At 41.6% G+C, this 13,034-nt stretch carries 6 protein-coding genes; all 6 read right to left on the bottom strand.

Annotated features, from left to right (window positions below):
* Positions 1–4: 4 nt before the first annotated feature.
* Genes DWW23_RS19970 through DWW23_RS19945 form a run of 6 tightly spaced genes read right to left on the bottom strand, consistent with a single transcriptional unit; the run spans position 5 to position 12,952 of the window.
* The gene (locus DWW23_RS19970; RefSeq protein ID WP_122355470.1) at positions 5–2,401 is read right to left on the bottom strand and encodes an ABC transporter permease; all 2,397 of its coding nucleotides are present in this window, start codon (positions 2,399–2,401) and stop codon (positions 5–7) included.
* A 9-nt stretch (positions 2,402–2,410) separates the two neighbouring features.
* Positions 2,411–3,463: a hypothetical protein gene (locus DWW23_RS19965; protein WP_122355468.1), complete on the bottom strand. Its 1,053-nt coding sequence runs from the start codon at positions 3,461–3,463 to the stop codon at positions 2,411–2,413.
* 18 nt (positions 3,464–3,481) lie between these two features.
* Positions 3,482–5,869, bottom strand: a complete 2,388-nt coding sequence (locus tag DWW23_RS19960; protein ID WP_122355466.1) for an ABC transporter permease — start codon at positions 5,867–5,869, stop codon at positions 3,482–3,484.
* A 6-nt stretch (positions 5,870–5,875) separates the two neighbouring features.
* Positions 5,876–8,182 (bottom strand): ABC transporter permease, encoded by a 2,307-nt coding sequence (locus DWW23_RS19955; RefSeq protein ID WP_122355464.1) that lies wholly within the window; start codon positions 8,180–8,182, stop codon positions 5,876–5,878.
* A gap of 11 nt (positions 8,183–8,193) precedes the next feature.
* Positions 8,194–10,614 (bottom strand): ABC transporter permease, encoded by a 2,421-nt coding sequence (locus DWW23_RS19950; protein WP_147382633.1) that lies wholly within the window; start codon positions 10,612–10,614, stop codon positions 8,194–8,196.
* Between the two features lie 10 nt (positions 10,615–10,624).
* Positions 10,625–12,952, bottom strand: a complete 2,328-nt coding sequence (locus tag DWW23_RS19945) for an ABC transporter permease (protein ID WP_122355460.1) — start codon at positions 12,950–12,952, stop codon at positions 10,625–10,627.
* Positions 12,953–13,034 lie beyond the last annotated feature (82 nt).

Here is a 13,034-nt window from a genome sequence, read left to right as displayed (position 1 = left end):
TTTGTTATTCGCTTTTTATGACTTCTGCCGGATTTGTTTCTGATGCTTTTAATGTCTGATAGAGAACGGTACAGATAATCAAGGCACTTGTTACTAATAATACGATACCATACATCCAGAAACCGATATTGATGCGATAAGGATATTGCTCCAGCCATCCGTGCATAAACAGCCAGGCTAGTGGGAGGGCAATGACGTTGGCAATGACTACGATTGTCAGATACTCTTTGAAGAACATGCTGATAATTGTTTTTGACGAGGCACCCATCACTTTGCGCACGGCTACTTCTTTTCTGCGTTGTGCAATATTACTGGATGAAACGGAATAGATTCCGAAGATAGAGATCAAAGTACAGAGTATCGCCAGTAAAGAGAATAGCTGTAGGCTGGCATCTTCCGACTGATTCAACTGGTTGAAAACATCTGTCATTGTTTGTATTTGGGGAACTGTATCTCCTTCTTTTTTGTATTTTTCGAAAACTGTCCGTATGGCTTTAATGGCAGCTTGTTCATTTTGGGGTTTTACACGGGCGTAATAGTAGTAACTATTCCATTTACTTCCGTCGAGTGTGATAATCATCGGGAGTACCGGGTTACGCAGACTGGCCGCCTGGAAGTTTTTGACGACGCCTACTATTTCCATCTCTTTTTGTCCCCTTTTTCCGTCGTGGTAAATGACGCCGTTCCAGATACTGATCTTTTTTCCGATCGGGTTGTCCATTCCCATGATCCGGGCTGCTTCTTCATTGATGACGGCAGTGTTGCCCGGCGTGGTCCAGTCTTCCGGGTCCGAATTACCTTCGTCTATAAAATTACCTTTTAATAAGGGGATTTTGAATGCATCCAGAAAATTACTTCCTACTTTGATTACCTGGAAATTCGGATTGAAATCGTCCGGCTTTCCTTCCCAATGCACTTCATTCTGTGTATAAGGTTCGTGGGTGATAGAAAAGATGCCGCATTGAACAAATTCATCGATTATCGAAAGAGTTGCCAGTTCGTGGGTGATTCCGGAACGGTCACGATAATTCATTGTGATATGAATCAGCCCCTCTTTCCGGAATCCCAGATCCTTATGCTTCATTAATGAGATTTGCCGAAGCATGATGAAGGTACTCATCAGGAAGAATACGCAGATTCCGAGCTGAATGGTCATGCTGACTTTTCGGAATGAACCTTTCCGGTTGGCAGAAATACCTCCGGACAACATGAGTGAAGATGTTCGTATGAAACGCAGTAATAGTGGAAATGAGACAAAGAGTAATACCGCCCAGCTGACTAAAGTTGTAATAATAAGGCTTATATAGAAATCATGGTTGGCTATCTTCGTCTCGAAGGTTTTACAGAACAGTGAAGAACTGAGTTCCAGCAGACAAAAGGCCAGAACAAAGGCTATACCTGTCTGTAATGTGAGTTCGGTCAATAGTTGTATAATCAATTCCCGTTTACCGGCACCTATCGAATTTCGGAGTCTTATTTCTTTCATACGCTGATAGATACGGTTCAGGAGAAGATTGACGAAATTGAAGAATACGCACAACAACAACAGGATGGTCGTTATGGCAAAAGTGCGGATGTAGGACAGGTTAAACGATAACTCGCTTCCGAACGTGTGTCGCATATCTGTTAACGGAATCATCTTTATCGCAAGTGTATTCAGATAGTTGTTTTTCTCCAGATAAGTTTGCAGCTTCTTTTTGAATACATCCGCACTGGCTTGATCTTCTAACAGCAGATAAATTTCATTTTCAAATTGGCTCCATTGTCTGTCTTCCGATATTCTGTCTGTCATTTCAGTGGTAAACTTATCCAATTCGAAGACATTCTGTTTAAATGCGGAATTAGCAGGTGCATCTTCTACTACCGCCACGATGGTAAGTGTTTCCCGGTATCCGTTTTTCATCACTTTCCCGATCGCGTCTTCCGGACTTTTGAAATATTTGAGGGCGAAAGAGCGGGTTATGACTATTTCATCCAGCGAATGCAACAGATTCGTTTGCCGACCGCTAAGAACTTTCCTGGGGAAAAGGGTAAAGAAGTTGTTGTCGATAAATATTTCCTTCGGGTCTTCCAATGTCTGGTCGTTATATTTGAAGATGGAAACGAAATTCCCGTATACCAGTGCGGTCTCTTTTATCTCCGGAAAATCTTGTTTGAGTTTACGGGCCAGAACGAGTGGCAATTTTCTCTCTTTTTTCCCGGTTTGTTTGTTGATGCCGTAGAGCGTGTACATTTGTTTGGACTTCGGATAAAAACCGTCGTAGGAAGTTTCGTATTCCAACCATTTCATTCCGTAGGTGAAACAGACGAGTCCAACCGCCAGTCCGATAACGCTGATAAGGGTCTGTAATTTGTATTTGACAAAATTACGTGAAGCGATAGTGATATAATGTCGTATCATGGTTTAGAATTAAATTTTGTTCTTTAAATTATATTTGATAACATCCCGGCCTCCTTCTCCGTTGGGGGATAAAGCTAACAAGTATTCGCCGGACTTCTCTGTGGCAATCTTTCGCAAATTACGGTCTGCCTGCAACACCGCTTTTTGTTTCCCTTCCCAGTCGAATACATAGATGACCGAATTGCCGGTAAAGTTTGTCGATCCGTCGAACAGACAGAATACATATTTGTCTGAACTACAGATGTCGATAAAGCATTTTTTACTCTGTTCGGCATCCAGATATTTATTGGTTATGTCAGGAACCGGTATTGTATAATAATCGGCAAAAGAGACCGAAGCCGTCATATCACAATTCAGATCATAGAAATTGATACCGTCGATAAAACGTAAGGCTGCGACGATTACTCCTTTTTCTTCGTTGATAACCAGGTCGCTGACGTATGCTTTTCTCAGGACATCGTCAGGCATCGGAACTGTGATCCGGGGATAACCCGGAACAGCATATTGCCCTGTTATTTTATTGGAAGAGAAGAAAACCTGCGGTTTACCCGGATTGAATGAAACGGCATATAGTTCTTTGGACGTGATGCAACAGTTTGTACAGATATTCCCGGAAATGAAGTTTGTCATAGATATAAGCTCTGCAGAGACAGTAGGAGAAGTCTGTGTCTGATCCAGGTCTATGCGTTTCAATTGATGTGAATCATTGTCCCAGATGGAGATCCTGTTCTTGCTGTTGGCATAGTCATATTTGGTAAAAGACGGATAAGCAATAGAGAACGTATCTTTCTCTCTCGGTTCGATCTGATAAAGTGAGAAATCATTTTTATTTCTCACTTGCAGGAGTGTGTCGCTGTAATAGTCCAGAAATGCATAGTAATCGTTGGTAATCGCTATATCGTAGTAGTTATGTATCCCATTTCCGGCAAAAACAACCTCGCCGGACAGTTCGCCAGTGATCTCCGTACCGGCTTTATATGTTTTTATGCCTCCTTGGCTTTTCTGTTTATTACAGGATACCAATAGGGAAAGACAGGCGAGTAAATATAAGAACTGTTTCATATCTGTATTATTTTATTGTTATTCGGAACGGATAATATCTGCCGGATTTGTACGGGACGCTTTTTGTATTTGCCAGATCAGAGTGAGGAATGAAATACCTCCGGTCAAAAGGATCGCAATGGCAAAAATCCACCAGGCGATATTGGCTTTGTAGGCAAAATCGACCATGTATAAAGTGATGGCCAGCCAGGATAAAGGCAAACCGACCAGGCAGGCTATTCCATATAATTGACTGTATTTGATAAATAACATTTGCCATATAGCTTTAGTCGTCGCTCCGTTTATTTTCCGAATCGATATCTCATGAAACCGTTGTTGTATATCGAACAGGGATAAACTGAACAAGCCCATAGCAGAAATCAATATGGCTATAATCGCGAAAAGAGAGGCGACACTTACCAATTGCTTATCCTCCTTGTAAATTGACAACACTTCATCTTTCAAAAATGTATAAGGGAGTTCATTTCCACATGACTCGTTGTATATTTTTCGAAGAAAGTCGATTGCTTCCTGTTTTTTATCCGGAACGATACTGACTAATAGACCGGATGAAAAACCTTCTTTATAATAAAAGAAAATCATCGGTTCATAGCCTTTAGACAAATGTTGGGTACAAATGTCTTTAATAACTCCGATAACCTGATACCTGGGAGCCGGTTGCTCTTTCGTTTGCGGACTGTAAACAAGCAGGCGGTCCAGAATGACTGGTGTTTCATCGATATCTGTAATACCCAGTTCTCTTTTTGCCGATTCATTGATAACAATCGAAAGATCCATATTATTATCGATGGAGTCATTCCATAGCCGTCCTTCAATTGCCTCTATCCCCAGAATACGGAAGGAATTTTGATTGCTTACCTGGGTTCCTATACTTGTCCATTCTTTTCCCGGAATATGTGCCCAGCAATTTTGTCCTAAACGACTGAGTGGCCCGGGAGAATAACTATGCAGCTTGATGAGCGATGGGGTATTTTTCAGGTTTCTGTCCAGTTGCCGAACGATCAGATTGTATTTATTCCACATGCTCATATCGCTACCCCGTGGTCCTTCTATGGGTGAAATTTTGATAATGTTCTCTGTTTCATATCCAAGATCGGTATTCAGCATAAAGTTTAACTGACGGATAGAATAGATAGATACGATGGTTAAAGCCAGTGTGATAATATATTGTAAACAAAGGAATACTTTTCTGGATATAGTAGATTCTCCGCCTCTCCCGATCTTTTTCAAAGAAGTGACCGGCGAAGAATAATTATATTGGAAGAAGGGATATAGGGCTGTGATAAAAGGCAACAGGAACAGAATCCCAACAGAAAGGCTGGCGTCAAATAAGAAATGCGAAGGAATCCGGATCATTAGAAAAGTATTGACCAGCAACGTCCCTGTCTCTATGAATGCCCATGCCAGAAATAAAGCTACGAGAGTCATACATAAGTTTTCAGCATACAATTGAACGGCTACTTGGCGGGTATTTGCTCCGAATACTTTTTTCATACCGAATTCACGTGCCCGTTTCTGGATCAACACCGTGTAGACATTGATAAAATTGAATAATCCTACCAGCATGATCAATACGGCAATAGCTATCAGAATAAGTACGTGTGTATAATTCCCTACCAACCGTTTATCCAGGTATGTGACTACCTGCTGATCGAAATATAGCTTCTGTAGAGGGTAAAAGCAGATGCGCAGGCGGTTGGTGAAATTGGACATTTTACGGAATGCTTCGTATTCCTTGTTGACGGAGGCTGCAGAATGCCCCTTATGTAATTTGACAAGGGAATGGGGCATTGAATATTTTCTGTAGTTGGCCGATTCATTCGATATCAGCAGGTCGAAAGGCATGGAAAATCGGGTGTCCGGTTTACCCATGACGGCAACGACGGTTACCATCTCTCCCATCGAGGTGGTGATTTGTTGACCGATCGGATCTTCTTTCCCGAATATTAATCGGGATAGGTCTTCCGAGATTATTGCGTCTTGCGGATTCTCTAATAATTTATTCCGGGACGTTTTTAGTATGGGGATCGGTACTATTTTCAGATAATTCGTGTCTGCGGCTAAAGAGGCAACATTGTACAGTTTATTATCGACTGTAATCTGATCTTCGTCACTTTGGAATAGTGTAGATACAATTTCCACAGCCGGATCTTCCAATGGGTTTGGGGTATATCCATATTCAGGTAACAGACCGTAGAGTCTTTTCTGGTGAGATACTTCATCTTCTATCACTGTATAGCAAACCCTGTCTATTTCGGGAATAAAATGATCGGTCGTCATTTCTCCGTAGACATACCGGAATATCAATATACAACAGGCCAGGCTGAGTGCCAGTCCCAGTATATTGATTGCCGTATAAAGCCGGAATCGGAGGAGGGTTCGTATTGCTAACAGGATGATTTTCATTTTTATTTATTCTGATTTTACGACTTCTGCCGGATTTTGATTGGCTGCTTTCCAGATCCGCAAACCGGTACATGTGATAATGAGTAAGGCTAGTGCCAGCCATATGGCCGGATAAATCCAGAAATCGATACTTGTCTGGAGTACATAGCCTTCTATCCAGGGTTTCATGATGAGGTAACCGACAGGGAATGCAATGACGGATGCGATCACTAACAAGAACATATATTTCAATAGGAACGTTTTCACGATATGACTGGTTTCCGCGCCGTTCACTTTGCGTATGGCTATTTCTTTCCTGCGTTTTTCACAGTCGAGGGTGACGAGTGAGAAAACACCGAACAGGGAGATCAACACACAAACCAGGGTAACGAAATCCAACATCATCAGCAATGCGTTTTCCGATTTGAGGAACTTCTCATATTCTTCTTCCATAGATATTATGTTATAATGGATTATGTTAGGATTCATCTGTTTGATCAGTTGCTCGATCCGTTTCTTACAAGAGCTCCAGTCGCAATTCTGATATTGGAAGATGATATCGGAGGATACGCTTGATCCGTCCTCCAGGGTAAACATCATCGGTTTGGCCGGAATGGTAGGCGGAGCAATATAGAAGTCTTTGACGATGCCTGTGATTACTTTTTTCTGAAAACCCTTACCGATAGGATCATTCATATTCATCTGTAAGGCTGCTGTCTCATTTATTATCATACTTTTATCATCTGAAGGGAATGTCCCTTTCAGCAACTGCAGACCGTAAAACTTAAAGTAGTCTTCGTTGCAGTCTATAATTTCTAAAGTGACAGTAGAGGTCGAATCTGTTTTTCCTTCCCATTCATTGATTGTTTGGTAAGCGCGGGCATTACGCGGAAGTAGTCCGGGTAAGTTCGCCGGAACGATCGTTGCAATATAGGGATTTTTAGCCAGTTCGTCCTTAAGACCGTCAATTGGCGGATAAACCTGGATTGTTCCGCGATTTGCACGTTCGATTCCCAGATCCGTATGATTCAAATGATGTATCTGTTTCATCAGGATAGTAGAGCAGAAGATAAAACCGATACTGATAATCAGTTGTAATACCATACTGACTTTCTGAAAAGAGTTTTGCCCTTTTCCGTTTGATGAACCTTTTAGGGCTGCATTCAGACTTTTCTTTCGGGAGTAGTAGATCGGATATAATGACAAAATGAATGAAAAGGCTGCTACAATGCCGGAATAACTGAGTGCTTCCAGGTAAATACTTGTCTTATCCGATTTAATATCCGACAACTCCTTAAAAGTCGGGATTACCAGTTCCAGTAGGATCAGTCCGAAAAATATTGCAAAAACCAGGGTGATCAAATACTCGGTAGAAAATAACATCAGTAATTCACGATTGGACGAACCGTTTACTTTGCGTAGAGCTATTTCTCTGTCACGCATGCGAATACGGGTGATAAACAGGGTTAGATAGTTGAATAGCGAACAGAGTATGACTAATCCGCCAGCCAGGGCGAAAAGCCGGATATGTTCATATTTAACTGTTACTCCCTGGTTTGGACGGTCATACCGCATGGCTGTAATAGGGGTCGCTACACTTTTCTTTACTACGATCGAGTTCTCCGTTTCATAGGTATGTTCATATAACTTTTGGATAAATTTCTGTGCGTCGACCCCTTTTTTCAGTTTTATAAAAGTCTGGCACATACTGGCATACCATTGCGACCGGTTATCTCCCGGCGAAAAATTCCCGACAATTTCGTATGGAATGTTAGAATGACGGCTCCAGGATTGGATAATAGCACATATCTTTTTTTTCTCTCCATATAACTCCAGTTCCTGTCCAAGTGGATTTTCCGTTCCGAAAAGCTGTTGTGCGAGTCTTTCGGTAATGGCTATTTCATTGCTGTTTTCTGTAAGGAAGTTATGATTCCCGTTTGTTATTTTTAGTTTGAACATATGCATGGCTGCCGAGTCAATGTCCATTTTAAAAGACCGATATTCCGTACCTTTATATCTGACAGTCGTTCCCCATGCTTGCATATTGCAGGCATCTTCTATTTCGGGAAAAGTCGCTTTCAGATAACCGGCCAGCGGATAAGGAGTAATTTCGGATAGGCCGTTATTGGTGGTCTTTGATTCAGGTCTTACCAGATAGATCCTGTCGGCACCGTCATGGAAGGTATCGTAAGTCTGCTCGTAACGTATCCATAAGGTAGACAGGGCAAAACAGGTAAAACCGATAGCCAGTCCGATGATGCTGATAACGGATTGCGATTTGTATTTTATCAGGTTGCGTATCGCCAGTTTGATATAATGTCGTAGCATATTCATAATATTTCTGTTTATTCGGATTTAATAACTTCTGCCGGGTTGATCCGGGCTATTCTCCAAAGCTGCCATATTATCGTGAAGGCAACGATTGCTGCCATAAGCAGGAATATCAGGATAAAAGGTAGAATACCGATGGAGATTCTCTCAGCATAACTTTCCAACCACGATTTTAGTAACAATATCAATATGGGAAAAGCAATGCATGCAGAAATAAACAATTGCAACAGGTTGCTTTTGCAAAACATATGAACAATTGTAGCAGGTGTCGCTCCATTGATCTTGCGGATGGCTACTTCCTTTTTCCTTCTGTCGGTAGATAAAGTAACCGATGCGTATATTCCCAGTAGGCTGATGATAATAGATATTATGGAAAATATGGTTGTCAGTTTGAATATATTCTGTTCTCTACTCACATAAAAACCGGAATCATCTTTCATGGAGAAAATATAAGTGGGAGTGGCCTGATTGACATATTTGGATAGTTCGGCTTTCATGATCTCCGGAAATTCCTTCCTATATTCAGGCTTGATTTTTACTAAGCAGCTCATGTTAAGACTGTTTTGGGGAAATGGCATATAAATACAAGGAAGAACCGGGCGGGTATTCATTTCATACCGATTATTTATAAAATCTGAAACGATTCCGACCACCTGGAAGTTACTCATTTCCGTACCCCAATATCTCACATTTATTTGCATACCGATAGGATTTCGATTGAATAACCGTGCAAAAGATTCGTTGACAACTGCTTTGTCTGTTTCTTCTGAGCTATATAGACGTCCGTCCCGTAATTTTTGGTTGACAAGTTCAAAGAAAGATGGATCGGTATAGATATGGCCCATGGTGCTTTTAGCTTCCTCATCACTGATCCCTTCCCACGAAAAGCTTCCTTCTCTCAACTGCCAGGCTCCGGAAAATCCCATTCCGTTACGACAAACGATTTCGACTTTTGGGTCTTGCCGTAATTTTTGTAGTATTTCCGGACGGTGGGGAGTTAGCTTATCTCCGTTGAGAGATACGTCGAATGTTGAGGTTTTGTCGGTTTCACTCAGTCCGTTCGTCAGCCGGTATTCAATCAGATCGCTTTGTTGTTTGATAAACCAGGTAGTTCCCAGGAACAGGAAGCAGATAACGAGTTGTATGGATATGAATATATTCCGTAAAACACTATGGCGGCGTATGATCTGATTACTGAACAGACTTTGTATAAGGGATATCTTACCCAGATTATGAATAACGATCAGACACAGAAGCGCAATACCACCTAAACCGATAATGCTGTATTGGGTAAGAAGTTGTACTACGTAACTATTGTCTATTGAAAAATCAGGATTAAGACTGTTAATATGTGGAATGACCAGTTCTGCAATAGCGAAGCTACAAGTACAGGCTATCAGAAAGGCGATGGAAGCTTCAATGAAAAGCAGATAGAATATGGAACACTTTGTCGCTCCGTTCACTTGACGGATGCCGCATTCCTTGATCCTGTTCATCATCCGTCCGATGATGAACAGTACATAATTAAAGAGAGCTGTCAGTAGTACCAGCAGTCCGATAATAAAGAAAATAGTTCCTGAGTCAGAAAAGAAATTTCTTTTGTAGAGCGTATTACGCTTCGTCAGTGGTTTTAACTGAACAATAGATTCTGCAATTTCATTTTTATTTTTAGGATATTTCAACGTGCTTTTTTTAAGCTTTTCGTTTAGCTTGTCGATATTTATACCCGGTTTGATTTTTACGAATGAATTGAATCCGTCGTAATAGATATATCTATCGGGAGAACAGATTGCTTCATTTGTTGTATTCAGTTCGATACCGCTGTATCTTTCCAGATCACTTTGCTTTGGAAAGTTTTCGATCACTCCCCGGATGGTAAATACTTTTTGGGTATCGTCAAAATCATTAATATCGGTGAAGGTTTTACCAATAACATCCGTTGTTCCGAATAATCTATTGGCGGTCTTCTCTGTAACTAGGATAGCATCGGGTGTCTGATCTATTTCATTGGGGTTTCCATTGATTAGCCGTATATTGAAAAAGTCCAGAAAATGATGGTCGGCAAAGACAAACAACTCTTTGAAATAATTGGCTGTACCATCCGTCTTTCTGATTTCGCATAACTTCTCCGTGTAGGGTTGTACTTGGCTGTAGGCGGTAGCCGATTCTATTTCAGGAAACTCCTTTGCGAGCATAGCGGAGGCAAAAGGTGAATAACTTGTCTGGGTACCTTTCTCTGTTTCTGTAAAAACGATGCATATTCTTTCTACCTCTTTGATGCTGTGATTCCAGTTTAAGTCAACTCTTAACGTATAGGAACAGATGGCGAAACAGCAGACACCAACCGCTAACCCGATGATACTGATTAGCGATTGCGTCTTATATTTCAGTAGGTTACGTATGGCCAGTTTGATATGGTGTTGTATCATATTCATATATATTGTATTATTCAAATTTAATAACTTCTGCCGGATTTTTACTTGCAGCCTTCCATATTCGCCAATATATGCAAGTGATTGTGATCATGACAAGGGATATAAATAATATCAGGTAGATCCAGAAGGGGATTGTTGTTTGTATAACGTAGTTTTCCAACCATGCTTTCATGATCAGGTAACCGACAGGTAACGCGATGGCTGCTGCTACACAAAGTAATAATAAGTATTCTTTGAAGAACATGCGGACGATTATTCCGACTGACGCTCCGTTCACTTTACGGATAGCAATCTCTTTCCGGCGTTGTTCGCAGTTAAGAGTGACCAACGAGAAAATGCCGAAAACGGAGATAAGGATACAGACAATGGATACAAAGTCGAGTAACTTGATCAGGGCATTTTCCGATTGCAGGAACTTATTGAACTCTTCTTCTGTATTATTTAATCCGTAGAAAGTGAATTCCGGGTGTTTCTCTTTGATCAACGCCTCGATCCGCCGTTTGCATTCTTGCCATTGCCCTTCACGGAAAATGAAAAGGAGATTGCCACTGGAGTTAATAGACCAGAACAGTTCTTGTACTGTAAATACCACCGGTTTCACGGGGATAGTAGGCGAATCTTTACAGAAATCGCGTATTACACCGATAATCTGTGCCCGGGTAGAGTCGCTTTTGAGGAAAGATTTTCCGATCGGATCTGCCCAGCCAAACAGACGGGCGGCCGTTTCGTTGATCATCACTTTCTCTTTCCGGTCGTCATCCCTTAACATAGTGCCTTTCAGTAGTTTCAGATTATAATAATTACATATTCCTTCGCCGCTGGCAATCGTCTCCAAAAGTACTTCATCGGCAGATGCAGGCTTATCATCCCATTCTTTCACCGGTATATAGCTTGCTCCGTTTCGGGGAATGAAAGAGTTGTGATTACCTGAAAGGACTTCGGTTATCATGGGGATTTGCTTAAGTTCTTCCCGCAGGCTGGCTTCGGATGATTTGGCACTGAATGTGATGGAGGCTCTTCCTACCCGTTCCACTATACGGTCGGTATGTGATAAGTAATGTATCTGTTTGATCATCACAAGCGTGCAGAAGATGAATCCGATACTGATAATAAACTGTAAGACCAGGAAGAATTTCTGGAAATAATTCTTCCCTTTCCCTTTTTCCGTTCCTTTTATTGCTGCATTCAGCGATTGGCGGCGGAAATAATGGATAGGAAGCAGAGAAATAAGGAACGACAGTAATGCTACGAAAAGGGAATAGCCGATAGCTTCCTGATAGATTCCGTTTGTCGTCGTTTTTATTTCGGATAATTCCCGGAAAGTGGGTAGTATCAGTTCTATCAGTAACATCCCGATAAATATAGCAGTCAATAGCGTTAATACATATTCTATAGAAAATAACTCCATCAGGTGTTTATCGGAAGAGCCGCATACTTTGCGTAAGGCTATTTCCTTTCCGCGCATCCGTATCCGGCTGACGAACAGAGTCAGGTAATTGAACAGCGAACAAAGGATGACCAGACCGCCCGACAAGGCAAACAACAGGATGTGATTGAATTTGATGGTCGCTTCCCGGATGGGATGGTCGTATCGCATCTGTATGATCGGGGTCAGTACGAAATGTTCCAGTTTGGCGTTATCTTTTTCAATAGTATGCTCATATATCTTTTTACGGAAAGCCTTGATGTCCGCCTCTTTCCTTAGCTTGATAAAAGTCGTCCATCCGGAGGCGTACCAGACCGGGATCGTATAATTGGCTCTTACTATTTCAAAAGGCATGTTTGTATGAGGCTCCCAGGCTTTGACCACTGCACAAATGGGACTTTCCAGGCCGTATATGCTTAGTTCTTTCCCTATCGGGTTCTCTTTTCCGAATAGTTTTCCGGCAAGTTCTTCTGTGATGGCTATTTCTTTACTGCCGTTGACAAGGAAATTGGCATTTCCACTAACCAACCGGATCGGGAATATTTTCATGGAGGCGGAATCCATCTGGATCTGATAAGATGGATAAGTGATCCCTTTGTATTTGAATTCCATTTTACTGTCCGACACGTTACAGGCTTGTTCTATTTCGGGAAATGTTTCCTGCAGATAGGCTGCCAATGGGGAAGGGGTGACTGTGGCCAAACCCTCGTTACTGTTTTTGTCTTCGTTACGGACCAGGAAAATGCGTTCCGCTTCCTCGTGAAAGTTCTCGTAGGTCATTTCGTGCCTGATCCACAGGGTTGCCAGTGCAAAACAGGTAAAACCCATCGCCAGGCCGATAATGCTGACGATCGATTGGGTTTTATATTTTAAAAGATTGCGTATTGCAATCAGTAAGTAGTGTTTTAACATGGGCGCACTGTTATAATTACATTTGAAAATACAAAAGACGTGCCAAAGGGATAAGTGGTTAGTAATACGTGTGTTATGCTTT

The sequence above is a fragment of the Parabacteroides sp. AF14-59 genome (genome assembly GCF_003479515.1).
Taxonomy (GTDB): domain Bacteria; phylum Bacteroidota; class Bacteroidia; order Bacteroidales; family Tannerellaceae; genus Parabacteroides; species Parabacteroides faecis.
The sequence above is the reverse complement of the archived record's forward strand: the minus strand, read 5'-3'. Positions and strand labels throughout refer to the sequence as shown.

Excerpts from the sequence above, each read along its gene's own strand:
- DWW23_RS19970 (WP_122355470.1), bottom strand. The coding sequence starts at position 2,401 with ATGATACGACATTATATCACTATCGCTTCACGTAATTTTGTCAAATAC.
- DWW23_RS19965 (WP_122355468.1), bottom strand. The coding sequence starts at position 3,463 with ATGAAACAGTTCTTATATTTACTCGCCTGTCTTTCCCTATTGGTATCC.
- DWW23_RS19960 (WP_122355466.1), bottom strand. The coding sequence starts at position 5,869 with ATGAAAATCATCCTGTTAGCAATACGAACCCTCCTCCGATTCCGGCTT.
- DWW23_RS19955 (WP_122355464.1), bottom strand. The coding sequence starts at position 8,182 with ATGAATATGCTACGACATTATATCAAACTGGCGATACGCAACCTGATA.
- DWW23_RS19950 (WP_147382633.1), bottom strand. The coding sequence starts at position 10,614 with ATGAATATGATACAACACCATATCAAACTGGCCATACGTAACCTACTG.
- DWW23_RS19945 (WP_122355460.1), bottom strand. The coding sequence starts at position 12,952 with ATGTTAAAACACTACTTACTGATTGCAATACGCAATCTTTTAAAATAT.